The organism is Massilia oculi (genome assembly GCF_003143515.1).
Lineage (GTDB): Bacteria > Pseudomonadota > Gammaproteobacteria > Burkholderiales > Burkholderiaceae_D > Telluria > Telluria oculi.
Genome location: NZ_CP029343.1, coordinates 1,553,668 through 1,573,129, shown reverse-complemented (window position 1 = coordinate 1,573,129; position 19,462 = coordinate 1,553,668). Strand labels below are relative to the sequence as shown.

Below are 19,462 nucleotides of genomic sequence, written 5' to 3'. Positions count from 1 at the left end.
CCGCTCATCCTTTTTTTGCTACTGCCGCGCTCAGCCCGGCATAGCACTTGCTGTGAAACGCGCGCTTCGCCAGAAGCCCGCCGCCCGGCGCCTTGGCGCGCACATACCGCTCGCCGGTCTGGATCGACAGGCCGCAGAATGCGCACTGGTGCTGGCGGCGCGCCTCGTGCGTGATGTTGCTCAGGTCGACCATTAGCTCGCCGCCTTCTTTTCGGTCGGCGCTGCCACGACCTTGCAGAACTGCGCCGACCAGCCGTAGGCGCGACCGTTCATCTCGACGTCCAGCGCACCATTTCTCTCCGCATGGGTGATAACGGCGTCGTCGTACCTGCCGAGGCCGATCTCCTGCCGAACGGTTGCGCCCACGACGTAGCCAAGCGCGCGCCAGTCCTGCACGACCTGCGGCTTTTCTACCGCCCCACGCCGCGCCCGATCCGCCGCCACCGCATCACGCTGGCCCTGGCGGTACTGCTCGGCGGTGAATAGCGGTTCAGGCTGACCAATAGGCGGCAGTAGACGGAAAGGAATGGCATCATGGCAAGTGAAGAGTTCCTCGCCCACCGCCCAGGCTGCTGGCGCCGGCAGCCCTTCGTCGTCCACCTCAGCAGGGCGAGAAGCAAGGGCGGCGCGGAGATCGGCGATTTCGGCTTTCATGGCGAGCGACGCCTCTTGCAGCGACGGCATCATCCCGGTATCCCCGCATCGCTCCTGCCACGTCTTCACCTCGGGCGCGGTGCTGGGCGATGGCGGGGTGGCGCGGCGGTTCCAGTCTGCATCCGTGGCAGCAGTAGCGCCGCACTCGTCGCATCCCGGGCCTTCAGCCGTCAAGCTTTCCCATGCGTCGCGGGAGACTTCGGCGCTACCGCAGAACGGACACGGCAGCAGGTCATGGGAGGGGTTAGCCATGGTCGGCCTCCTGCTCAGGTTTCGTGCCGCGCCAGGCATGCCACGCATCGACGTCGATAAGAGGGATCGACACGTGGTCGTCGCCGAACTCAAACGTCGACTGATACTTGGCGCCTGGGAAGCTGAAGCGCACCAGCGCCTTGCCGCCGTCGTTCTTGTGTTCCTTGGCTTCGAGCCGGCGGTACACGTGGACGTGCTTGATGGTGCAGCCCGGGAACTTCGCCTCGAACAGCTCGATCAGGTCGACCTCGGCGCGCTGGCGGGTGCGGCGATCCAGCCATTCCCTCTGGGAGCAGCGCTCGCTGCAGTACACGTGCTGCCCTTCGGCGATGTGGCCTTCATGATCGTCATAGACCTGAGTGCCGCAGTGCATGCACTCGAACCACCAGCCGGCTGCCAGCATCGCGCTTACCGGCACAGGCCCTGGAGCGTGCTGGTCGAGCACCGGCATACGGCGGCAGGACTCGATGTCTTCCCAGTCGCAGCCGATCTCGTTGGCGCCATGGCGGCGCGCGGTGGCGCTGTTGGTGGCGAACTGGATCGACCAGCCCTCGTCGCCGTCGTGGACCTGGTAGGCTTTCAGCGGCTTCATGCTCCATCTCCCTGGCCGCCGTCGAGCTGGGCGGCGCGATTTTCGTACTCGCGCCGGAACGTCTTGAAGGTGTCGAGCGACATGACGTGGTGATAGCCCGAACCCGCATAGGCTTCCTCATCGGTTTGGCCCGGCAGCCCCGGCGCTTCCGGTGTGCCGGGGGCGCTAGGGGCGGCAGCAATAGCAGCTTCGAGCTTCTTCAGGATGCTGTTGACCGACGTATAATCGTTGCGGCTTACCGGATACTTTGTGTCCACGATCTCCTGGATTGCGGACACGGGAATCACGGCCAGCGCGCCAGGTGCTGCGGCTTGCTGGGCGCGCAGATCGGCCCACCCGTCGACATCGGCTTTCAGCCCAAGCTTCCACGCCTGATCGAGTGCGGCAAGGCTGGGCTGTGCGCCTTGGGACTGAGCGGCTTCCAGTTCCTCGATCCGCGCATCTGCTTGTGCGATCCGAGACTTCGCCTGTTCGAGCGCCAATTTCAGCAGGCCGGTGTCTTGGGACTGAGCGGTGAGGGCTGCGCGTGCTTTCTCCAGTTCCGAACGCAGATATTCGACAGCGGCTTCGTGGCCTGCTGCATACGTGGCCATGCGACGCTTCAATTCGGCTTCGAGTGCGCCGCTCTCTGCATGCTGGGCGGCTGGGGCGATACGGGCGTCGATGTGGGCAATGAGTGCCGCCTTGGCTGCGCTTGCGTCGCCGATGAATAGCGCCTGTACGGTATGCAGTAAATCGCGGAATTCGGGAGTGTCGATGGTGTCGGCTTGCGGCGCTTCGCCCTCTGGCTGGGCGCGGCGAGCCAATTCGATCAGGGCCAGCACGGCGGCAGGGTTGGCGGCGGCGATGAAGGCGCGGTCGCTCTCTCCACAGCAGATGTCGGCGTAGCCACGATGGGAGTAGGCGTGCAGGACTCCACCGTCGATTCCGTCGTCGGCACTCAGGCGAAGGATGCTGTTGCTGGTCCACCAGGACCACGGTCCAGGCGTTGCCGCGCGCGCCAGCGCTTCCAGGCGGTCCAGGTCCGTCAGTTCAGTTGGATTGCTCATTTCGATTCCTTTGCTGGCGATGGGGGAAGTGGCATCCAGTGGGTGACGCTCGCATCTGGGCGGCCGCCGGTGCGGAACATGCCCTTCTCAGCGTCGTAATAGCCGAGGCGGATGCCCCAGCCCGCGCCGTCACGACACTCGAAATCAGTCATGGCGCAATGCCCGCTCAGAAAGCACAGCACCTCTTCGCTGTCCTGCCCTTGCTCGCCCGGAAAGCGTTCGTCCACGCTGATCCACCCCGGCACCGCTACCTGACCGGCCGTAGAACCAGTAGCCAACTCGGCGGCAGCGTGGCGCGCGTCGCGGTGGCCGCACTTGTATGCGACATGCTCAGTGCTGTGGCGAACTGGATCGTAGGGCGATGTCTCCCGCAGGCGAATGATCGCGTCGTGCAGGTCGGCCGCCGCTACCTGACCGGCTTGTGCCGCGACCGGGGCCGCACCTTCGATCGCAACTGGCTCGCCGGCCATGTTGAAGCGGAGCAGACCGGCGAGATCCACGTCTGGTGCCGGGGGTGCGCCGGCCTCAACCAGCTCGACGACTTGCACGCGCTCGTGGTGTTCGCCGGCGTGAGGGAAGGTGCTGCCGAGCGGACCGACGACACCGTGGTTCGCGCTGGTGAGCAGGATCGCCCAGGTGCGCCGCGCGGTGGCCGGTGGCGTGGCGCTGGGAGTGGCGCCGGTGGCGCGGGTGATTACTTGGTTCATCAGTTCTGTCCTCGATGTGTGCGTCGCTCGGCCGGCGGCGCCAGTTTGTTTTTGAGCTTGTCGCGCTGGGCCTCGGCCAGCGACAACGCGGCTTCGAACCGGGCGATCTCGGCACGCGCGGCGCTCAGCTCGTCGTACAGGTGGCGCGCCAGCCGCTCGGGGCACTGGAAGGTCACGCGCAGGGCTTCGAAGCTCACGACTCGACCGCCTCGAGCGCGCGGTAGACCTCGCGCATTTCCTCTTCGTGTTCTACGCGCTGGATATCGCCGATGATCAGCAGCAGGGCGAAGACGGCGACCAGGGCCAGGGCGATGCGGCGGATCACAGCGGCCACCCGTTCAAGATGGCTGCAGTGCACAGGACGACTACGGCCAAGACCGCGATCGTGAAGCGGCTGGCGGCGGCGAGATCGTGCTCGCTGTACGGGCGCTTCATGGCATGCCTCCCAGGGCGGCGAGCGCGGCGCGCAGCTTCGCTTTTGCGGCCTCCGCCTCGAAGCGGGAGCGGTCCAGCGCCGCCAGCGCCGTGAGCACCACGACCGATGGTGCGCGCACCAGGTCCTCGATCGAATCTTTGTACAGCGCGCGCAGCTCGAAGCGCTCCGGCGCGGCCTGGACATAGGCCAGCAGCTCCTCGGTCTTGATGTCGGCCCAGAGGCGGTGACGCTCGTCGGCGCGCGGGCGGTACTGGTAGACGACGGTCGAAGGCGGCAGCGGCGATCCATCCTCGCCCCAGTCGAGCGAATGGCCGGGCAGGAACAGGTCGTCGACGCGGCGCCGCAGCGCGCCGGGTGCTGGTGCTGGTGCTGGCAGGCTGGTGCTGGTCATTTCTTGGCCTCGTCTGGCTGGGTGATGGGGGCCTTGCTGTCGATCGCTTTCAGGTCGCTGTAGTAGCGCGACGAGCCGCGGTTGGCGCGATAGTTGCGGATCGCATCCAGGTCGGCCTGGGTCATGCCCTGGCTGTCGGCACTCGGCGCGCGGTAGATGCGGCGTTTTTTCTGGGGCATGCTCAATCTCCTGATGGTGGCGCGCGGCCGGTTACTGTTCGACCACCAGCGTCACGCCCAGGGCGCCGGCCTCGTAGGCGGCGTCAATCAGCGCATCGCGGTTGCCGATCGCGGTGTAGGTCGTGGTGCTGGTGGCGGTGCGGGTGGTGATGCGGAAGCACATGGCGGTCACTCCTTGCTTTTCGCCCGGGCGCTGGGCTTGCGGCGCGAAGTCGCGCGGGTGGGGTTGAGCGCGGCAGCTTCGTCGCGCTGCTCGGTCAGCAGCTGGATCGCGGCGCGGGTGATGGCGGCCATCGTGGCGGCGGCGACTTCGGGGTGCGCTCCGTAGAACTCGGTCACCGCGCGCCGGCTGCTGCCGTAGCTGACCGACACGCTGCATTCCTCGTGGTCGTGCTTGACGTTCAGGCCGCGGCGGATCGCCAGCTCGCCGGCGTCGCGCAGGTTGCGGCGGTACTTTGGCAAGTCGACGCCGCGAAGGCCGCCGTAGCCGCTGCTAGCCGCCATCCCGGGCTGCCGGGCGTGAACTGGCACGTCGAACCACACGGTGGTCGGCCTTATACCGCGCAGCTTCTTGTCGAGCAGGCCGAGCTTGATCTCGTCGTCGATCGCCTGCTTCAGGTATTCGGTGTCGTACTGCTGGGTCATGCCGGCACCTCGCTGGATTCGGCTGCTGTCGCGTGCCGTGCCGTCGCATGCGCTTGCGCCAGTCGCTCAATGCGCTCGAGCACATCGTTCGGGTCCAGCCCGAGAGTGAACGATAGGGTGATGATCAGCGCGAAGAAGCGGTCGTCGCCTTCGTCACGCGCTGCGAGCACGGTGGCGGCCATCTGGCCCAGCTGCTCGGTGGTGTACTTGCCCATGCTTTTCTCCAGTTCATCCGGGGCCCTGCTGGGCTCGGTTGCGATGGAGTCATATTAGTCCGACTAATTTATGATGTCAACAGTCGGACTGATAATTACGAGAAAATAGTCGCGCTGGCGCTGCCGGCAGGCCGGCCCGAGCTACGGGCAAAAAAATACCCGCGCTGGGCGGGTATGGAGGCGGGAAAAGCAAGGGCCCCAACAAGTGGGGCCCGAATGTCGTTGCACAGGATTGCAATCTCCAAGTGCAAAGGCCTCCGAAGAGGACTTCAGCCTGATGCTTGCGCAGCGCAGGAACGACACCATCATAGCGTTTAAACGCTACAAGGTCAATCGTGCAGGCCCAGAGCGAAGGCTACTGCCTGTCGAATTTCTAGCAACTTTTCAGGGGCAACGGGCACCTGATAGTACATGCGACTACCATCCGAGATCTTGCCGAAGCACGGTAGTGAGAGGCGGTCAAATGAGACCTGGTAGATCATGTCGCACTTGGCCCAGCATATCGCTCGATCATACGGCTCCGGTAGAGCCGGTTCAATCTGCAATCGCACATGAAACTTCTCCACTGGCCTAGGGGCAGTCGTGCTTAACGGAACAATGGTGCATAGGCGCGGACTATGCTTCCTCTTCGGCGAAATGACCACGACAGGCCTGCGCTTCGTCATCTCGGGGTCGTTAAAGCCCTTGAAATCACAAATCAGAATCGAACCCTGCTCAGGGAAGAATTTAAGAGCCATAAATTATTTGCTGGGGATCGTAAGCCCCGCGGCATCCAGGCGTGCCGTAGCGCCTTATTGATTGGCCGGCCTTACCGCCGTCGCCCGCGCCTGCTCGCAGACTGCGGGGATTTTTTCCTTCGGCACGCCCTTGGCGGCCAACACGCGCTCCATCCTAGCGCTCTGGCCCATGCACTGGTCAAAATCAGCCTGCGCGTCCGGATAGGGCTTCGGCCCGCGCCTCCCAAGGTTCTCCATGTTTTTCTCGAAACTGCTGACGGCGGATGCGCTTGCCTTGCATGCTTCCAGGGCTAGCTCCTCGACCGACATGTCCTTCATCTCTTGATAATCGAGCGCGACACAGGGGCTCGCGAAAGTCGCGCTAGAGATCGCTGATAATGCAGCTGCGGCGATAAACTTTTTCATCGGTCCTCCATGAGATAGCGTTCATTTTCTCTGATTTAAAAGGGTAGCTCGTCGTCATCGGGGAGGTTCAGGTCGCGCCAGGCCAAGTCGGGCGAAGCCAGCACATCAGCCGGGGCCTCGAGGCCGCGCACACGGATGCCGCTATCAGCCTCCCAGTCCGGCGTGATGATCGCCACGTTGATGCCCGGGAATCGCTGGGCGATCTTCTGCTCGAGGCGCTCTATGTCTGGCCCATCAAATTCAGCCGGATCCAGCTCGACAACGATCAGCGGGCCGAGCCATTCGGCAATCGCGAATCGCCTCATTGCTTCATCCGCCCCGAGACTACTCGGCCAGGCTGGTACACCACCTTGCCGATAATATCGGACGCCGGCGTGCGGTAGGGTACCGGCTGAAAATTCGGATTGAACGAGCGCATGTACCACTGGTGGCGCTCGAAGACCAACTGCTTGACGGCTGGCTTGCCGTCGCAATTCACTGCGTAGACCTCGCCCGAGACCAGGCGCCGATCGGCCACGTTGATGACGATGGTGTCGCCGTCGGCGAAGACGGGGAGCATGCTCAGGCCGCGCACCTTGATGGCCAGGAGGCACTGAGGTGCCCACTCTTCGGTCTCGACCGCTTCCCGAGGGATCTGAATCAGCCCGCCATCCTCGAATTCTCGATCAGCCTCAAACCCGGGCACGCCGGCCTCGACGCGAATGTTCACGGCCTGGACGGAAATAAGGCCGCTCGGGTCCGGCTCATCCAGGGATACCGGCGTCGCCTTCCGGACCATCGCGGCAGGGTCCACCGGCTCTGCCGGGCCGGTGTACTTCTCGATCTGGGCCGCCAGCAGCGGGCTGAAGTCGGCGACGGACTTCCCGATGAGGTTCGCGAACTTGGTCGCGGCGTCGATGTTCAGCGGGATCCGCCCGTTGAGGTACTGGCTGAGTGCACTCTGGTTAAAGCCGAGCTGGTCGCTCAGCGCCTCTTGGGACGAGGGGAGCCCAGCTTCGCGCTGGGCTTTCTGCCAGGTGGCGAACAATTGCTTCAGGCGAGCTGCGTCTTCGAGCTGCTCTTTTGTGAGGGGTAAGGCTGGCATACGCGCGAGGATATAAGTAAAACTAATATTCGACAATTAGTCAGACTGTTGACATTGATGATTAGTCGGACTAATATTCAAGCATGAACTCGATCAAATCCCTCCGGGCGCGCCTCGGCGTCACCCAAGAAGCACTGGCCGCCGGCATCGGCGTTACTCAAGGCAACGTGTCGAACTACGAGCGGGGGCAACAGGTGCCGCCAGACGTCGCCCGAAGGTTGATCACCTACGCCCATGGACTGGGCTTCGGCGTCACCTTCGACGACATCTACGGGCCGCTGCCCGAACTGCCGCGCCGACGACAGGCCGATAAGTCGAAGTGATTTTCGAAGTTTCCATCACTGCATTGTCGCGCCATAAACATTTCCACGCATCATTTGTTCTCAGGAACCGCACATGAACTACAAGGACGCCTTCCACCGTACCGTGCACGAAGCCCCAGGCGGCTGCGAGGCCCTGGCCGTGCGCATGGGTTACACCGCCGGCCTGCTGCGCAACAAGGCCAACCCGAACTCGACGACGAACGTCCTGACGATGGACGACGCCTCGCGGGTGATGGAGCTGACCGGCTGCCACGACGTTCTGCACGCCCTGGCGCGCCAGCACGGCTTCGTGTGCACGAAGATCGACGAGCAGCCGGCCAGCGACATGGCGGTGCTGGAATCGGTCACGGATATCTGGCAGAGCCTGGGCCAGGTCGGCACGCAGGTGCACACCGCGCTGGCCGACGGCCGCATCGACCGCCACGAGGTCGAGAGCATCGAGAAGGCGATCTTCGTTTCGATTCGCCCGATGATGGAGCTGCTGGCCCGCCTGAATGGGATGGCTCAGTGATGTCGCGCCGCTTCCAACCCCAAATGCGCGCCGCGATCCTGGTGGCGCTCGAAGCTGGCTACCAGCGCACCGATGAGATCAGCGCCGTCACCGGCTTCTCCACGAAGGACGTCAGCACGCGCCTCTGCTACATGCGCGGCCTTGGCCTGGTCAATGCCGTGCGCGCGCCGTCGGCACACGGCGGCACCGCCTGCATCTGGCGCCTGGGCCCGTCCGACCTCGACGAGACGTACTCGCAGGCCGATGAGCGCCAGGTCGTGATCAGCAGCAAGTACCCGACCCTGGGCCTGCGCGACCCGCTGGTGGCTGCACTGTTCGGCGCGCCGGCCGCAACCTTGATGGTGACTGCATGAGGCACTGCGTCGCCATCCAAGACTGGCTCGGCCACCACGGCGAGCCGCTGCATCCCGAGAGCATGCAGTTCACCACCAGGCCGGCCAAGAGCTGCCGCGGTTGCCTGTTCGCTGGCCAGCACGCATCGATCTGCGATCGCGCCTGCCAGGTCGCCCAGCGCGCGGAACTGGAGCACTGCGAGCGCGGCGTGATCTACGTCGCCAAGCCGGTCGACACCCGCCAGCTGCCGCTGGTAGAGAAAGGCCACTGAAATGGCACGTGCACGCAACATCAAGCCCGGCTTCTTCACCAACGACGAGTTGGTCGAGCTGCCGTTCGCCACCCGGCTGCTGTTCATCGGCTTGTGGACCATCGCAGATCGCGAAGGCCGCGTGGTTGATCGTCCGAAGAAGATCAAGATGGAAATCTTCCCGGCCGACGACGTCGACTGCGAGCAGGCGCTGGGCCAGCTGGCCGACAGCGGCTTCATCACGCGCTACCAGGCGGACGGCATCAAGGTGATCGAGATCGCCAACTTCGCCAAGCACCAAGCACCTCATTCCACGGAGAAGGACAGTGCTCTGCCTGACGCGGAGGGCTTTTACACCGTGAATGAGCGCAGCAAGAACGGTGGGATAACAGGCAAATCTACCAAGGCAAAGGCGGTAGAAACGAAGGCTAACGTTAAGCCACCGTTAGATAACGTTATCCCACCGTCTGATAACGCCCTGATTCCTGATTCCCCCATCCTGAATCCTGATACCCCCACCACCACCGACGCGAGCGCGCCGGCGGAGGGCGGCGGCGGTCCTGCCGATCCGGACGACTTCCGGCCGCCAGGTGCAGCGCCACTGCCGCCGCGCCAGGACCTGCCAGAGCCGGTCGCCCCGGCGGTTGCCATCGCCGTTGCACTGCGCCCCCTTGGCGTCACCGCCACCTCGATGAACCCGATCGTCATCGGCTGGGCTGATCGCGGGGTTTCGATCGAGTTGCTGGTCGAGGCGGTGCGCATGGCCCGGGAGCACAAGGGCGACGAGAGCATCCCGCCGCAGTACCTGGCGCCGATCGTCGAGCGCCTGCTGAACCCGGCCGAGCGCCGCACCGCGGCCCGCCCGCCGGCCGTCAACGAAAAATTCAACTTCTCGCACCTGGACCGCTCCGGCGACCAGCGCGCGATGGAGGAGAGCATGCAACGCCACGGCGCCACGGTGCCGGGCCCTGACGAGGAGATCGAATTTTGCAGACCGAACTGAACCACGTTGGCGGCGCCCTGGGGCGCTTCAGCGCCCACGTCGAAATGGCCAGCGGCATGTGCGAAGTGCATGGCACGGCCGAGGTGCTGGTGCGCAAGGGCTCGGCCTGGCACTGCCCGAAATGCCTGGAGGCGAAGATGGCCGCCGAGACGGACCTGCTGTGGGTGACCGCGCGCCGCGCAGACCTGCTGGCGGCGGCAACGATCCCGGCGAAGTACATCGAGCAGCGCTTCATCGCTACGACCGACCCGCAGCGCGCGGTGCGGCGCCAGGCCAAGCTGTTCAGCGACTTCATCCTGAAGAACCGGGCGTGGGCGGCGCTGATCCTCGTCGGCCCGACCGGCACCGGCAAGACGCTGCTGGCGTGCGAGCTGGCCCAGGCCCTGATGCACTCGGCTGCCCGCTCGGTCCGCTACATCACGGCCAAGGGAATGATCAGCGAGATCCAGGCGAACTACGGCCGCGAGGGCAAGAGCGAAGAGGCCGACATCGCGCGCTTCGCCAGCTACGACGTGCTGGTGCTCGACGAGATCGACGCCATTCCGGTCAAGGACAACGCCTCGCTGCTGCTGACCGAGATCGTCAACCGCCGCTACAACGAGAACAAACCGGTCATCGCGATCAGCAACCAGCCCTTCGACCACCTGGCGCGCCACGTCGGCGAGCGCGTGCACAGCCGCCTGCACGAGAACTCGTTCAGCTGCGCGCTGAACTGGGGCGATGCGCGGCGCGTGCGCCAGCCGGTGGGAGCAGCTGCATGATGCCATCGATCATCAGCGGTGAGCTGCCGCAAAAAGTCACCGCGCCGGCGCTGCGCTACCACGGCGCCAAGTTCCGTCTGGCCAGTGGGTGATGCAGTTCTTCCCGGAACATACCTGCTATGTCGAACCGTTCGGCGGCGCGGCCGGCGTGCTGCTCCAGAAGGGCCGCGTCTATGCCGAGGTCTACAACGACCTCGACGGCGCCGTCGTCAACTTCTTCCGCGTGCTGCGCGACCCAGCGCTGCGGATCCAGCTGCTCGAGCTACTGGTGCTGACCCCGTACAGCCGGGCCGACTTCGAGGAGGCATGGGAGCCGACCGATGAGCCGCTCGAAATGGCGCGCCGCCTGTGCATCCGTGCGCAGATGGGCTTCGGATCCGCTGGCGCGACGAAGGGTCACACCGGGTTCCGCATCGACACGAAGCGCGAGTACGGCACGGCGCAGCACCTGTGGGCCACGTACCCGCACGCCGTCGCAGCAGCTGGACAGCGCATGACCGGCGTCCTGGTCGAGAACCGTCCGGCGATCGAGGTCATGAAGGCCCACGACGCACCGTCGACGTTGCACTTTGTGGATCCGCCGTACATGCACGGCACCCGCGTGATGACGGGCAGCCGCCGCACCTACAAGCACGAGCTTTCGGACTTCGACCACTGCGAGCTGCTCGACACGCTGCTCGAGCTAGACGGCTTCGTTGTCCTGTCCGGCTACAGATCGGACTTGTACGCCTCGAGGTTGGCCGGCTGGACCGTGCACTCGACCAGCGCGCGCATCAGCGCAGGCCGCGGCACCGCACTGCGCGAGGAGGTCATTTGGATCAACCCGGCGTGCGCCGCTGCGCTCGAGCTAGAAGCTTCGCAGCTGAGGATGTTCGCATGACGCGCGAACACGACCCCTGCGCCATGTGCGAGCGCTTCACCGTACCCACCGACGGCGCGCCGGTCGGCCAATGCACCGCCTGGGGCGAGCCGAAGCCCTGGAACGGCCAGATCGGCGTCCTGTTCAAGGAAGCGAAGGACCGGGCGCCGAGGGCGCGGTATGTGGCGATGCAGCAGGAGAAAGCACAAGCATGACTATCTACTACAACGAAATCGACCCCTACGCCGCACAGTGGCTGGAGAACTTAATGTGGGCTGGCCACATCGCTCCCGGCGTGGTCGACACCAGGAGCATAGAGGATGTACACCCCGCCGACCTCAAGGATTTCACCCAGTGCCACTTCTTCGCCGGCATCGGCGTGTGGTCCCTGGCACTTCGCCGCGCCGGCTGGCCAGACGACCGACCTGTTTGGACTGGTTCCTGTCCCTGCCAACCTTTCAGCGCGGCAGGCCAAGGAGCTGGGTTTGCTGACGAGCGGCACCTCTGACCAGCTTTTGGGCACCTCATCGCGCAGTGCAAGCCTCCAGTCGTCCTTGGAGAGCAGGTTGCGAGCAAAGACGTCGATGTATGGATCGACCTTGTACACGCTGACCTGGAAGCCATGGGTTACGCCTTCGGGAGTGTCCCGTTCCCGTCTGCGGGCATCGGTGCGCCGCACATCCGCGACAGGAACTATTGGGTGGCCAACGCCCAGCTGCAGCAACGACCGCGCCGGCAACGAGCAGTCGGCGCTGAGCATGACACGTGCGGACGGCAGCAAGGTACAGCAGCGCCTGCAGGACTTCGCGATGTTGGCGGGCTGGGGAACGCCGCTGGCGCAGCAGGCGAACGGAACGCCCGAAGCATTCCTGGAGCGCAAGCGAAAGTCCATCGCCAGTGGCGCGCAGATGGGTGTGTCGATGTCCGATTTGAACATGCAGGCTCAGGCCTTCTGCGGGTGGGCGACGCCGAACGCGACGGACTGCGAATCGGCGGGCGGCAAGCAGCAGACGTCGCTGACCAACCAGGCGACGGGGCGGTACATACCGCTGCCACATGCGACTCCGGCCCGACTAACGGCTTCTGGCGCGATGCTGACTGGCTCGGATGCCGGGATGGAAAGTGGCGGCCAGTTGAACCCGGCACATTCCCGCTGGCTCATGGGGCTGCCGCCCGAGTGGGACGCCTGCGCGCCTACGGCAACGCGATCAACGCCGAAGCGGCGCGCGTCTTCATCGAAGCCGTGATGGAGGCCGCATGATCCGCACCTCTCCCATCGCCCGCACTGGCACCCTCAAGCAGGGCAAGCCGCTTTCGCGCAAGACGCCGATGGCGCGCGGCACCGGCTTCAAGACGCCGGCCGACGGCGCCGGCCTGCTTCGCGTCGCCGCGGTGCAGCTCAAGACCCGCAAGCCGATGAAGAAGTCCCGCGCCAAGTCGACGCCGGCCCGGCGCGCCGCGCGCGGCCGCGACTGCACGCTGATGCTCCCGGGCGTCTGCAACCGCGACCCGGCCACCACGGTGCTGTGCCACTCGAACCGCCTGGCCGACGGCAAGGGCATGGCCCTGAAGGCACCCGATAGCGCCGCGTGCTTCGGCTGCAGCGACTGCCACGACGTTCTGGACGGCCGCCGGCCGCTGCCGGGCTGGATCTCGCGCCAGCAGCTCGACGCCGCGTTCGACCGCGCCCGCGCCATCACCCAGGAACAACTGAAGCAGGAAGGAATCACCGCATGATCGTCGCGTTCAACATTCCCGGCCAGCCGGTCGCCAAGGGCCGCCCGAAGTTCGCCCGCCGTGGCGCGCACGTGGTCGCGTACACGCCGCAGAAGACCGCCAGCTACGAGAACCTGGTCAAGATGGCTGCCACCCAGGCCATGGCCGGCATTGAGCCGACCGCGGGCCCGGTGGCGCTGTCCCTGACGCTGGACCTGCAGATTCCCGCCAGCTGGTCGAAGAAGCGCCGTGCGCTGGCCGTCGCCGGCGGGATCGCGGCCACGAAGAAGCCCGATGCCGACAACGTGCTGAAGGGGATCAAGGACGGCTGCAACGGCATCATCTGGCGCGACGACGCCCAGGTGGTGCGCATCATGATCGAGAAGCGCTACTCGGAGACGCCCGGCGCCCTGATCGAGGTGATGGCGATGAGCGGGGAGGCGGCTTGATGGGCAATTTCACCTTCGAGACGCCCAAGGCTCAGGCCCGGCTGGCGCGGATTGTTGGCGAGCTGGCTGCGCGCCCGATGGCGATCGCCGACTTGAAGCGCCTGCTCGGCGTTACCGCGCCGGCGGTGCGGCGCTACCTGGCGCATTTGCGGACCGCGCCGCGCCGGGTGTTCATCAAGCAGTGGCAGCCCACCGGCGGGCTGCCCGCGCCGGTCTTCGCTGCCGGCAGCCGGCGGGACGCGCCGAAGCCAGTCACGAAGACCCGGCAGGAGCGCAACAGACAGGACTGGCTGCGCATCAAGGCCGACCCGGATCGATACGACAGGGTGCGCGCCGCCGCGCGCGTGCACTACCGCATCCACCGCCTGCGCGGCCGCCCGCAGCCCTGGTTCGCCGCGCTGCTCAACATCCGCCATGATGAACGGAGAACCTCGCCATGATCCATACCTCGCCTCCTCAATTGCCCCCGACTGCCGCTGAAAGGCGCGGGGCGAAGCTGCAAGCCGCGATCCTGGCTGCGCTTGCAGTCTCCTCTCGGACGACGCGCGCGCTGTACACGGCGCTCGACCTGCCGCGCGCCGAGGTCTATCGCATGCTCAAGCAGATGCAGGAAGCCGGCGCCGTCCAGAACCGAACCGACCGCCGTACGGGCGAGGACGGCCAGATCATCGGCGCTACCTGGGTGCTGACAGGCCAGCCGCTGCCGCCGCGCTCAGACAAGAGGCGCAAGTCGCGCGCCAAGCCGCCGGCGCCGCCGAAGCCCTTCACCGTGCCGCCGCGCGACCCGCTGCTGTGGGCGATGTTCGGAGGGCGGCCATGATGACTTGGCACCTGCTGATGAAGCTCCTACTCGGTGCTGCGCTGGGCATCCTGCTGGCCGTGCACGGCATCTGGCCTGATCATCCGGTGTTCTGGATTGCGACGCTGGGCATGATCGTAGCGGGCATGATTGGGTACGACGAAGGCTGGCGTGACGCGCGCTAGCAACAGCACAGCAGCTCGGTCGACAATTCCGAAAATCATTAAATTCAGCCCGGAAATTTCTTGGTGGCATATGGTACGCTGGCTCGGTCGTCCTCCACAGAAAGTTAAATCATGGGTTTCGTTGACCGCTACATCCACGCATTGAGCGCATCGAGCCTCCAGGACGATGCCCGTCACAGCCAGGCCGAACCGCTGCTCGCGGCGGCACTGGCCTCCGTCACGCCGGGCGACCTGGGCGCGCTGCTGCACCGGGCGAAGTACGCCGGCACCGCAACCCAGGACATGGCCAAGGCCCTCGCGATGCGCACACGCGTCGAGAAGGAACTGACCGAGGCGATCCGCAAGAAGGACACGAGCCGCGAGGCCGAATGCCGCCAGGCGCTGCAGGGCGATGCGACCGCGCTCGAAAGCGGCGTGGCCCACGTGGCGCAGCTGCTCCGCGTCTGGACGGCCGAGGTCACGAAGCGCGGCCGCGCGCGCCGGTGGGTTCCGGAGAATACCGCCTGGGATGCGGCGGCGGCTATCAAGCTGTACCGCACCGTGGCCGAGCATTCGCTGGCGCACTGGCTCAATGGCCTGTGCGAGACGTGCGGCGGCTCGGGTGTGCTGGAGTCGCGTGCATGCAAGTGCTGCAAGGGAAGCGGCAAGGCCGAGCTGGCCATGGCGGCCGGGTTCGTGCGCGAGCACGTGCTCAACATGGTGAGCGAGCTGCACAGCATCGCCGACAGCCACGCCGCGCGCGCGGCGGTGAAGATGCGAACGCCACAGCCCGCTTGATTTATTGCTGAGCACTGTGTATACGCACAGCAATTTGAGGTAAACTGCAGGCCTACACTCTCCCGGCCTCGTAATGTGCGCATGGCGCCACCGATAACCGGGACTTGCGACAGCACCCATCCATTGAGTGCTTTCGCTCGCCTGTACCGGCCCGCTCACCAGCGGGTTTTTACGTTTACCGCCTACCTGGCAGATAGCCTTGGGGCTGGTCGCCTGACTCCCGACAACGAGTCACCACGCCATGGCAGCCGAACGTGCGGCAGCGCCCTGGGCTGGGCCTAAATGCCAGCATACCGGCCAGAGGATGGCTGCCATGGTGTGGTGAAATGAGAACGCGGGCGAATCCCGTTGAATCCTCCTTAGGCGTCGCCGGGTGCAGCACCGGCCACCACAACCTGTCTCCTCGATCAGCTCCAACGCTGGTCTTTCGCCGCCCCTCGCAGCAATGCGCCGGGCGGCTTTTCTTTTTCTGAGGTCAGCCATGCGCATCAGCGTTGAAGACGAACTGGCCTGGCTGCGCTACACGGTGCAGCGCCACCGCGACCAGGTCCCAGAAGGGATTGGTGGCGCATGAGCATGGCCAAGACCCACTACCGCCACCTGATCGTGCGCGCCGTCACCGGCAACCGCCCGGCGATGGTCTGGCGCGTGATCGACGGCACTGCCTTGGATCGCATCTGCGAGCGCCTGGTCGAGGCCGAGCGCGCCGCCGAGATCCTGCAGGCGAAGGGCTACGGCAAGCCGGGCCTGCTGCTGCACGAGGTCGCGGCCCTGGTGCCGCAATTCAGTCCGGGAATTGCGGCTCTGGCGGACCTAGAATAGAGGCATCGTCAGCTCTATATATATGTGGAATGATCGACACGCCTACAACAGCAGTTCGAGTATGCACAAAGTGCAAGATAGAGAAGCCAGCAACAGCTGAGTTCTTCCACGCGAAGAAGAAGAATTCTGATGGTCGACGCGAGGTCTGCCGAGTTTGCCGGGCGAAAGATCATGCTGATCATCGCGACGAACGCCTGCCCAAGCGGCGAGCACATTACCAAGCAAACAAAGAGCGGCTGTGCGCAGATGTTCGCGCCTACTACGCGCAGAATGCGGACGTTCAACGGAAGCTCGCGCGAGAGCGCCATCACAAGAATCATGAAGTCCGGCTTCAGAAGATGCGCGAGTACCAGGCTGCCAATGCACCGGCGCTGAACGAACGCAGGAGGCCCAAAGCCAGGGCGGCGTTCCACGCACGTTACGGCACTGACCTGGAGTTCACCCTTAAGCATCGCGTTCGCGCCTTGCTTCGAGTGACCCTGCAGAAGGGGCGTAGCGGTCGCCGAATGGCTGAGTTGCTCGGGTACACGGCCGATGATCTACGCTCGCACCTGGAGCGGCAGTTCACCAAGGGGATGTGCTGGAAGCGCTTCATGACTGGTGAGATTCACATAGACCACATCATCCCGGTTGCATCATTCGGCGCCATCGAGATTGATTCTGACGCGTTTCGGCAATGCTGGGCGCTATCGAACCTCCGCCCTGCTTGGGCTAAAGACAACATCACCAAGAAGGACAAGGTGTTGACGCTGCTGTAAAGAAGGATGCGATGCCGCCACGCCCTAAGACAATATGTAGGAAAGTCGGGTGCGGGGCGCTGATTGATGCGCCAGGCTACTGCGCCCGACACGCCAAGCAGGCGACGGGTTGGAACCGCTCGAACCAGGGCAAGACAAGCACCGAGCGCGGATACGACTATGCGTGGCAGCAGCGGCGCAAGCGAATCCTGAGCCGCGATGCGGGCCTGTGCCAGATCAAGGGGCCGAAATGCACCTTCGTTGCGCGTGAGGTCGATCACATCGTGAACAAGGCGGCTGCCCGCGCGCGGGGGTGGTCTGACGAGCAGATTGAGGCCGACGAGAACCTGCAGGCGGTCTGCCCCTGCTGCCACGCGGCCAAGACGAGGGCCGAAGGGGGTACCCCCGCCCTAAAGTCTGGGGCCCTTTGACTCTAGACCGACCTGTTCGTCTTATTTTTGTATCCCCAATTCAGACTTTTGACCGGAGACGCCATGCCGAAGCCTCGAACCCCATCGGCGGTGCTCGAGGCCCGGGGCGCGTTCGCCCACAACCCGGACCGCAAGCGCGAGGACTTCCAGTCAGGCGAGTTCGACAAGTCGGCGCCCGAGTACTTTTCCCCTGGCCAGAAGGCGGTGTGGGACGAGATCGTTGCGCTGCTGCCGCCGAGCGTGCTGCAGGCGACGGACCGGATGGCCGTCGAGTTGACCGCGCGCCTCATCGCCCGGTTCCGGTCGCAGGATGACGCCGACGTCTCGATGGCCCAAGTAGCGCAGATCCGCACGGCTCTCGCATCACTCGGCATGACGCCGGCGGATCGTTCGCGCGTCGCAGCAGTCAAGGCTCCAGCAGTCAATCCATTCTTGGCGCTGGTGCAGAAGAAGGCCTGATATGTCCGCCGACCATGTCGGCATCGCTCTGGAATACGCGCAGGGGGTCGTAAAGAAAAAGATCGTGGCTTGCAAATGGGTCCGCCTGGCGTGCAAGCGTCACCTCGACGACCTCAAGGCAGCCAAAAAGCGCGGTGCCAAGTATTACTTTGACGACGACGCGGCGAATCGGGTGTGCCAGTTCTTGTCGCTCATGCCTCACACGAAGGGGAAGTGGGCGCAGAAGCGGGAGCTGATCGTCCTCCAGCCGTGGCAGTGCTTTGCGTTCTGCGCGTTGTTCGGATGGAAACGCAAGAAGGACGGCCGCCGCCGCTTCCGCAAAGCGTACTTCGCCGTCCCCCGGAAGAACGGCAAGTCCATCATCGGCTCGGGCATCGGCTTGTATATGTTCTCGGCCGACGGTGAGTTCGGCGCCGAGGTGTACGCCGGCGCTGGCACCGAGAAGCAGGCATGGGAAGTATTCCGGCCGGCGAAGCAGATGCTCGAGCGCACGCCCGAGCTGCGCGACGCCCTGGGGGCCGAGGTCTGGGCCAAGGCGCTGGTCAACCCTGGTGACGGCTCGCGCTTCGAACCAGTGATCGGCAAGCCTGGTGACGGCTCAAGCCCGTCATGCGCGATCGTGGACGAATACCACGAACACGACACCAGCGACCTGGTCGACACCATGGAAACCGGCATGGGCTCGCGCGAGCAGCCCCTCATGCTGATGATCACGACGGCCGGGTTCAACATCGCCGGCCCATGCTTCGATCAGGAATCGGAGGCAAAGAAGGTGCTGGAGGGCGTCCTCGACAACGAGGAGCTGTTCGCGCTGATCTACACAATCGACGACAAGGACCGCTGGGACGATCCGAAGGCGCTGTACAAGGCGAACCCCAACATGGGGATCTCGGTCGACGAGGACTTCCTCCTGAGCCAGCAGCGGCAGGCGGTGCAGAGTGCTTCGAAACAGACTCGATTCAAAACGAAGCATCTGAACGTGTGGTGCTCGGCCAAGTCGGCCTGGCTGAACATCCTCGACTGGAACAAGTGCGCGGACTACAAGCTGCGGCCCGAGCAATTCAAGGGCGAGCGGTGCTACGTGATCCTGGACTTGGCCAGCCGGTCAGACGTCTGCGTGATTATGCTGATGTTCGTCAAGGAGATCGACGGCAAGCAGCACTTTTTCCTGTTCGGCCACTACTACCTGCCCGAGCACGCGATCGAGAACGACCCGAAAAACTCTGGCGCTTATCGCAAGTGGGTCATCGAGGGATCGCTTCAGCAGCATGAGGGCGCCGAGATCGACTTCGACCTGATCGAGGAAGACACCTTGGCGCTGATCGGCGAGTACGGGCCTGAAGAGGTGGTGTTCGATCCATTCCGCGCCGCCCAGCTCGAGCAGCGCCTGACGAAGCGCGGCATCACCGCGGTTGAGGTCGGGCAAACGGTCAAGAACCTGTCGCTGCCGATGAAGGAATTCGAGAGCGCTGTGAAGGCCGGCCGGGTGCACCACGATGGCAATCCGGTTTTGACCTGGATGGCATCAAACGTCGTGGCCAAGCTCGACGCGAAGGACAACATCTACCCGCGCAAGGAAAAGCCGGAGCAGAAAATCGACGGCATCGTCGCAACAATCATGGGCATGAACCGGGCGATCAGCGGCGAGTTCGCTGCCGAATCCGCATACGAAGAGCGCGGAATTCTGATGTTCTAAGGAGC

At 64.7% G+C, this 19,462-nt stretch carries 37 protein-coding genes; 20 read left to right on the top strand and 17 right to left on the bottom strand.

The window, feature by feature from the left end; genetic code table 11:
• Positions 1–4: 4 nt before the first annotated feature.
• The 16 genes from DIR46_RS07345 to DIR46_RS07280 all read right to left on the bottom strand — a co-directional run bounded on the left by DIR46_RS07345 (position 5) and on the right by DIR46_RS07280 (position 7,382).
• Complete coding sequence (locus DIR46_RS07345; protein WP_109344651.1) at positions 5–193, bottom strand: hypothetical protein; 189 nt, start codon at positions 191–193, stop codon at positions 5–7.
• Positions 193–906: a hypothetical protein gene (locus tag DIR46_RS07340; protein ID WP_162819461.1), complete on the bottom strand. Its 714-nt coding sequence runs from the start codon at positions 904–906 to the stop codon at positions 193–195. Before DIR46_RS07340 ends, DIR46_RS07345 begins: the two co-directional genes overlap by 1 nt.
• On the bottom strand, positions 899–1,498 hold the full coding sequence (locus DIR46_RS07335) for a hypothetical protein (RefSeq protein ID WP_109343773.1): 600 nt from the start codon (positions 1,496–1,498) through the stop codon (positions 899–901). Before DIR46_RS07335 ends, DIR46_RS07340 begins: the two co-directional genes overlap by 8 nt.
• Positions 1,495–2,547 carry a hypothetical protein gene (locus DIR46_RS07330; protein WP_109344649.1) on the bottom strand — a complete coding sequence of 351 codons (1,053 nt, stop codon included), beginning with the start codon at positions 2,545–2,547 and terminating at the stop codon, positions 1,495–1,497. The genes DIR46_RS07335 and DIR46_RS07330 overlap by 4 nt, the downstream gene beginning before the upstream one ends.
• Positions 2,544–3,254 (bottom strand): DUF551 domain-containing protein, encoded by a 711-nt coding sequence (locus tag DIR46_RS07325; protein ID WP_109344648.1) that lies wholly within the window; start codon positions 3,252–3,254, stop codon positions 2,544–2,546. Before DIR46_RS07325 ends, DIR46_RS07330 begins: the two co-directional genes overlap by 4 nt.
• Complete coding sequence (locus DIR46_RS07320; protein WP_109344647.1) at positions 3,254–3,451, bottom strand: hypothetical protein; 198 nt, start codon at positions 3,449–3,451, stop codon at positions 3,254–3,256. The genes DIR46_RS07325 and DIR46_RS07320 overlap by 1 nt, the downstream gene beginning before the upstream one ends.
• Complete coding sequence (locus tag DIR46_RS26535) at positions 3,448–3,588, bottom strand: hypothetical protein (protein WP_162819460.1); 141 nt, start codon at positions 3,586–3,588, stop codon at positions 3,448–3,450. The genes DIR46_RS07320 and DIR46_RS26535 overlap by 4 nt, the downstream gene beginning before the upstream one ends.
• Before the next feature lie 97 nt (positions 3,589–3,685).
• Complete coding sequence (locus DIR46_RS07315; RefSeq protein WP_109344646.1) at positions 3,686–4,081, bottom strand: hypothetical protein; 396 nt, start codon at positions 4,079–4,081, stop codon at positions 3,686–3,688.
• On the bottom strand, positions 4,078–4,260 hold the full coding sequence (locus DIR46_RS07310; protein WP_109344645.1) for a hypothetical protein: 183 nt from the start codon (positions 4,258–4,260) through the stop codon (positions 4,078–4,080). Before DIR46_RS07310 ends, DIR46_RS07315 begins: the two co-directional genes overlap by 4 nt.
• Positions 4,261–4,291: 31 nt before the next feature.
• Positions 4,292–4,423: a hypothetical protein gene (locus tag DIR46_RS27605; RefSeq protein ID WP_273035956.1), complete on the bottom strand. Its 132-nt coding sequence runs from the start codon at positions 4,421–4,423 to the stop codon at positions 4,292–4,294.
• Between the two features lie 5 nt (positions 4,424–4,428).
• Complete coding sequence (locus tag DIR46_RS07305) at positions 4,429–4,905, bottom strand: hypothetical protein (protein ID WP_109344644.1); 477 nt, start codon at positions 4,903–4,905, stop codon at positions 4,429–4,431.
• Positions 4,902–5,120, bottom strand: coding sequence for a hypothetical protein (locus DIR46_RS07300; RefSeq protein ID WP_109344643.1), 219 nt, complete (start codon positions 5,118–5,120; stop codon positions 4,902–4,904). Before DIR46_RS07300 ends, DIR46_RS07305 begins: the two co-directional genes overlap by 4 nt.
• A gap of 329 nt (positions 5,121–5,449) precedes the next feature.
• Positions 5,450–5,857 carry a type II toxin-antitoxin system PemK/MazF family toxin gene (locus tag DIR46_RS27915; protein ID WP_109344642.1) on the bottom strand — a complete coding sequence of 136 codons (408 nt, stop codon included), beginning with the start codon at positions 5,855–5,857 and terminating at the stop codon, positions 5,450–5,452.
• A 54-nt stretch (positions 5,858–5,911) separates the two neighbouring features.
• Positions 5,912–6,262 carry a hypothetical protein gene (locus DIR46_RS07290; protein WP_109344641.1) on the bottom strand — a complete coding sequence of 117 codons (351 nt, stop codon included), beginning with the start codon at positions 6,260–6,262 and terminating at the stop codon, positions 5,912–5,914.
• 35 nt (positions 6,263–6,297) lie between these two features.
• Positions 6,298–6,567, bottom strand: a complete 270-nt coding sequence (locus DIR46_RS07285; protein WP_109344640.1) for a hypothetical protein — start codon at positions 6,565–6,567, stop codon at positions 6,298–6,300.
• Positions 6,564–7,382 carry a LexA family transcriptional regulator gene (locus tag DIR46_RS07280; RefSeq protein ID WP_162819459.1) on the bottom strand — a complete coding sequence of 273 codons (819 nt, stop codon included), beginning with the start codon at positions 7,380–7,382 and terminating at the stop codon, positions 6,564–6,566. Before DIR46_RS07280 ends, DIR46_RS07285 begins: the two co-directional genes overlap by 4 nt.
• A 47-nt stretch (positions 7,383–7,429) precedes the next feature.
• Between DIR46_RS07280 and DIR46_RS07275 the strand changes: the two genes are divergently transcribed.
• The 8 genes from DIR46_RS07275 (at position 7,430) to DIR46_RS07240 (ending at position 11,601) form a co-directional block, all read left to right on the top strand.
• Positions 7,430–7,669 carry a helix-turn-helix transcriptional regulator gene (locus tag DIR46_RS07275; RefSeq protein ID WP_109344638.1) on the top strand — a complete coding sequence of 80 codons (240 nt, stop codon included), beginning with the start codon at positions 7,430–7,432 and terminating at the stop codon, positions 7,667–7,669.
• Between the two features lie 73 nt (positions 7,670–7,742).
• Complete coding sequence (locus DIR46_RS07270) at positions 7,743–8,180, top strand: phage regulatory CII family protein (protein WP_109344637.1); 438 nt, start codon at positions 7,743–7,745, stop codon at positions 8,178–8,180.
• A 23-nt stretch (positions 8,181–8,203) separates the two neighbouring features.
• Entirely contained in the window at positions 8,204–8,533 is a 330-nt protein-coding gene (locus tag DIR46_RS07265) for a hypothetical protein (protein ID WP_162819458.1), read from the top strand.
• On the top strand, positions 8,530–8,784 hold the full coding sequence (locus DIR46_RS07260; RefSeq protein WP_109344635.1) for a hypothetical protein: 255 nt from the start codon (positions 8,530–8,532) through the stop codon (positions 8,782–8,784). Before DIR46_RS07265 ends, DIR46_RS07260 begins: the two co-directional genes overlap by 4 nt.
• Position 8,785: 1 nt before the next feature.
• On the top strand, positions 8,786–9,766 hold the full coding sequence (locus tag DIR46_RS07255) for a hypothetical protein (protein ID WP_109344634.1): 981 nt from the start codon (positions 8,786–8,788) through the stop codon (positions 9,764–9,766).
• Complete coding sequence (locus DIR46_RS07250; RefSeq protein ID WP_109344633.1) at positions 9,751–10,527, top strand: ATP-binding protein; 777 nt, start codon at positions 9,751–9,753, stop codon at positions 10,525–10,527. Before DIR46_RS07255 ends, DIR46_RS07250 begins: the two co-directional genes overlap by 16 nt.
• 91 nt (positions 10,528–10,618) lie before the next feature.
• Positions 10,619–11,407 carry a DNA adenine methylase gene (locus DIR46_RS07245; protein ID WP_229446621.1) on the top strand — a complete coding sequence of 263 codons (789 nt, stop codon included), beginning with the start codon at positions 10,619–10,621 and terminating at the stop codon, positions 11,405–11,407.
• On the top strand, positions 11,404–11,601 hold the full coding sequence (locus DIR46_RS07240; protein WP_109344632.1) for a hypothetical protein: 198 nt from the start codon (positions 11,404–11,406) through the stop codon (positions 11,599–11,601). Before DIR46_RS07245 ends, DIR46_RS07240 begins: the two co-directional genes overlap by 4 nt.
• Positions 11,602–11,651: 50 nt before the next feature.
• On the opposite strand, the gene DIR46_RS26530 is transcribed toward DIR46_RS07240, so the two are convergent.
• Positions 11,652–12,146 carry a hypothetical protein gene (locus DIR46_RS26530; protein WP_162819457.1) on the bottom strand — a complete coding sequence of 165 codons (495 nt, stop codon included), beginning with the start codon at positions 12,144–12,146 and terminating at the stop codon, positions 11,652–11,654.
• Here DIR46_RS26530 and DIR46_RS26525 point away from each other — a divergent pair.
• The 12 genes from DIR46_RS26525 (at position 12,145) to DIR46_RS07185 (ending at position 19,457) form a co-directional block, all read left to right on the top strand.
• Positions 12,145–12,633, top strand: coding sequence for a hypothetical protein (locus DIR46_RS26525; protein WP_162819456.1), 489 nt, complete (start codon positions 12,145–12,147; stop codon positions 12,631–12,633). The genes DIR46_RS26530 and DIR46_RS26525 overlap by 2 nt on opposite strands.
• A 10-nt stretch (positions 12,634–12,643) precedes the next feature.
• Complete coding sequence (locus DIR46_RS07230; protein WP_205289089.1) at positions 12,644–13,123, top strand: nuclease domain-containing protein; 480 nt, start codon at positions 12,644–12,646, stop codon at positions 13,121–13,123.
• Entirely contained in the window at positions 13,120–13,551 is a 432-nt protein-coding gene (locus DIR46_RS07225; RefSeq protein WP_109344631.1) for a RusA family crossover junction endodeoxyribonuclease, read from the top strand. The genes DIR46_RS07230 and DIR46_RS07225 overlap by 4 nt, the downstream gene beginning before the upstream one ends.
• A complete protein-coding gene (locus DIR46_RS07220; RefSeq protein WP_109344630.1) occupies positions 13,551–13,991 on the top strand; it encodes a hypothetical protein in 441 nt (146 codons plus the stop codon). The genes DIR46_RS07225 and DIR46_RS07220 overlap by 1 nt, the downstream gene beginning before the upstream one ends.
• The gene (locus DIR46_RS07215; RefSeq protein ID WP_162819455.1) at positions 13,988–14,371 is read left to right on the top strand and encodes a helix-turn-helix domain-containing protein; all 384 of its coding nucleotides are present in this window, start codon (positions 13,988–13,990) and stop codon (positions 14,369–14,371) included. Before DIR46_RS07220 ends, DIR46_RS07215 begins: the two co-directional genes overlap by 4 nt.
• The gene (locus DIR46_RS26520; protein ID WP_162819454.1) at positions 14,368–14,535 is read left to right on the top strand and encodes a hypothetical protein; all 168 of its coding nucleotides are present in this window, start codon (positions 14,368–14,370) and stop codon (positions 14,533–14,535) included. The genes DIR46_RS07215 and DIR46_RS26520 overlap by 4 nt, the downstream gene beginning before the upstream one ends.
• Positions 14,536–14,646: 111 nt before the next feature.
• A complete protein-coding gene (locus DIR46_RS07210) occupies positions 14,647–15,312 on the top strand; it encodes a DnaJ-like cysteine-rich domain-containing protein (protein WP_109344628.1) in 666 nt (221 codons plus the stop codon).
• Positions 15,313–15,888: 576 nt separating this feature from the next.
• A complete protein-coding gene (locus tag DIR46_RS07205; protein WP_109344627.1) occupies positions 15,889–16,134 on the top strand; it encodes a hypothetical protein in 246 nt (81 codons plus the stop codon).
• 29 nt (positions 16,135–16,163) lie between these two features.
• Positions 16,164–16,892, top strand: coding sequence for a hypothetical protein (locus DIR46_RS26515; protein ID WP_162819453.1), 729 nt, complete (start codon positions 16,164–16,166; stop codon positions 16,890–16,892).
• 11 nt (positions 16,893–16,903) lie between these two features.
• On the top strand, positions 16,904–17,302 hold the full coding sequence (locus DIR46_RS07195) for an HNH endonuclease (protein WP_109344625.1): 399 nt from the start codon (positions 16,904–16,906) through the stop codon (positions 17,300–17,302).
• 63 nt (positions 17,303–17,365) lie between these two features.
• Positions 17,366–17,761, top strand: coding sequence for a phage terminase small subunit (locus tag DIR46_RS07190; RefSeq protein WP_109344624.1), 396 nt, complete (start codon positions 17,366–17,368; stop codon positions 17,759–17,761).
• A 1-nt stretch (position 17,762) separates the two neighbouring features.
• Positions 17,763–19,457, top strand: coding sequence for a terminase large subunit (locus DIR46_RS07185; protein WP_109344623.1), 1,695 nt, complete (start codon positions 17,763–17,765; stop codon positions 19,455–19,457).
• Positions 19,458–19,462: the final 5 nt, after the last annotated feature.

Excerpts from the sequence above, each read along its gene's own strand:
- DIR46_RS07345 (WP_109344651.1), bottom strand. The coding sequence starts at position 193 with ATGGTCGACCTGAGCAACATCACGCACGAGGCGCGCCGCCAGCACCAG.
- DIR46_RS07340 (WP_162819461.1), bottom strand. The coding sequence starts at position 906 with ATGGCTAACCCCTCCCATGACCTGCTGCCGTGTCCGTTCTGCGGTAGC.
- DIR46_RS07335 (WP_109343773.1), bottom strand. The coding sequence starts at position 1,498 with ATGAAGCCGCTGAAAGCCTACCAGGTCCACGACGGCGACGAGGGCTGG.
- DIR46_RS07330 (WP_109344649.1), bottom strand. The coding sequence starts at position 2,547 with ATGAGCAATCCAACTGAACTGACGGACCTGGACCGCCTGGAAGCGCTG.
- DIR46_RS07325 (WP_109344648.1), bottom strand. The coding sequence starts at position 3,254 with ATGAACCAAGTAATCACCCGCGCCACCGGCGCCACTCCCAGCGCCACG.
- DIR46_RS07315 (WP_109344646.1), bottom strand. The coding sequence starts at position 4,081 with ATGACCAGCACCAGCCTGCCAGCACCAGCACCAGCACCCGGCGCGCTG.
- DIR46_RS07310 (WP_109344645.1), bottom strand. The coding sequence starts at position 4,260 with ATGCCCCAGAAAAAACGCCGCATCTACCGCGCGCCGAGTGCCGACAGC.
- DIR46_RS27605 (WP_273035956.1), bottom strand. The coding sequence starts at position 4,423 with ATGTGCTTCCGCATCACCACCCGCACCGCCACCAGCACCACGACCTAC.
- DIR46_RS07305 (WP_109344644.1), bottom strand. The coding sequence starts at position 4,905 with ATGACCCAGCAGTACGACACCGAATACCTGAAGCAGGCGATCGACGAC.
- DIR46_RS07300 (WP_109344643.1), bottom strand. The coding sequence starts at position 5,120 with ATGGGCAAGTACACCACCGAGCAGCTGGGCCAGATGGCCGCCACCGTG.
- DIR46_RS27915 (WP_109344642.1), bottom strand. The coding sequence starts at position 5,857 with ATGGCTCTTAAATTCTTCCCTGAGCAGGGTTCGATTCTGATTTGTGAT.
- DIR46_RS07290 (WP_109344641.1), bottom strand. The coding sequence starts at position 6,262 with ATGAAAAAGTTTATCGCCGCAGCTGCATTATCAGCGATCTCTAGCGCG.
- DIR46_RS07285 (WP_109344640.1), bottom strand. The coding sequence starts at position 6,567 with ATGAGGCGATTCGCGATTGCCGAATGGCTCGGCCCGCTGATCGTTGTC.
- DIR46_RS07275 (WP_109344638.1), top strand. The coding sequence starts at position 7,430 with ATGAACTCGATCAAATCCCTCCGGGCGCGCCTCGGCGTCACCCAAGAA.
- DIR46_RS07270 (WP_109344637.1), top strand. The coding sequence starts at position 7,743 with ATGAACTACAAGGACGCCTTCCACCGTACCGTGCACGAAGCCCCAGGC.
- DIR46_RS07265 (WP_162819458.1), top strand. The coding sequence starts at position 8,204 with ATGCGCGCCGCGATCCTGGTGGCGCTCGAAGCTGGCTACCAGCGCACC.
- DIR46_RS07260 (WP_109344635.1), top strand. The coding sequence starts at position 8,530 with ATGAGGCACTGCGTCGCCATCCAAGACTGGCTCGGCCACCACGGCGAG.
- DIR46_RS07255 (WP_109344634.1), top strand. The coding sequence starts at position 8,786 with ATGGCACGTGCACGCAACATCAAGCCCGGCTTCTTCACCAACGACGAG.
- DIR46_RS07245 (WP_229446621.1), top strand. The coding sequence starts at position 10,619 with ATGCAGTTCTTCCCGGAACATACCTGCTATGTCGAACCGTTCGGCGGC.
- DIR46_RS07240 (WP_109344632.1), top strand. The coding sequence starts at position 11,404 with ATGACGCGCGAACACGACCCCTGCGCCATGTGCGAGCGCTTCACCGTA.
- DIR46_RS26525 (WP_162819456.1), top strand. The coding sequence starts at position 12,145 with ATGACACGTGCGGACGGCAGCAAGGTACAGCAGCGCCTGCAGGACTTC.
- DIR46_RS26530 (WP_162819457.1), bottom strand. The coding sequence starts at position 12,146 with ATGCTCAGCGCCGACTGCTCGTTGCCGGCGCGGTCGTTGCTGCAGCTG.
- DIR46_RS07230 (WP_205289089.1), top strand. The coding sequence starts at position 12,644 with ATGATCCGCACCTCTCCCATCGCCCGCACTGGCACCCTCAAGCAGGGC.
- DIR46_RS07225 (WP_109344631.1), top strand. The coding sequence starts at position 13,120 with ATGATCGTCGCGTTCAACATTCCCGGCCAGCCGGTCGCCAAGGGCCGC.
- DIR46_RS07220 (WP_109344630.1), top strand. The coding sequence starts at position 13,551 with ATGGGCAATTTCACCTTCGAGACGCCCAAGGCTCAGGCCCGGCTGGCG.
- DIR46_RS07215 (WP_162819455.1), top strand. The coding sequence starts at position 13,988 with ATGATCCATACCTCGCCTCCTCAATTGCCCCCGACTGCCGCTGAAAGG.
- DIR46_RS26520 (WP_162819454.1), top strand. The coding sequence starts at position 14,368 with ATGATGACTTGGCACCTGCTGATGAAGCTCCTACTCGGTGCTGCGCTG.
- DIR46_RS07210 (WP_109344628.1), top strand. The coding sequence starts at position 14,647 with ATGGGTTTCGTTGACCGCTACATCCACGCATTGAGCGCATCGAGCCTC.
- DIR46_RS07205 (WP_109344627.1), top strand. The coding sequence starts at position 15,889 with ATGGCCAAGACCCACTACCGCCACCTGATCGTGCGCGCCGTCACCGGC.
- DIR46_RS26515 (WP_162819453.1), top strand. The coding sequence starts at position 16,164 with ATGATCGACACGCCTACAACAGCAGTTCGAGTATGCACAAAGTGCAAG.
- DIR46_RS07195 (WP_109344625.1), top strand. The coding sequence starts at position 16,904 with ATGCCGCCACGCCCTAAGACAATATGTAGGAAAGTCGGGTGCGGGGCG.
- DIR46_RS07190 (WP_109344624.1), top strand. The coding sequence starts at position 17,366 with ATGCCGAAGCCTCGAACCCCATCGGCGGTGCTCGAGGCCCGGGGCGCG.
- DIR46_RS07185 (WP_109344623.1), top strand. The coding sequence starts at position 17,763 with ATGTCCGCCGACCATGTCGGCATCGCTCTGGAATACGCGCAGGGGGTC.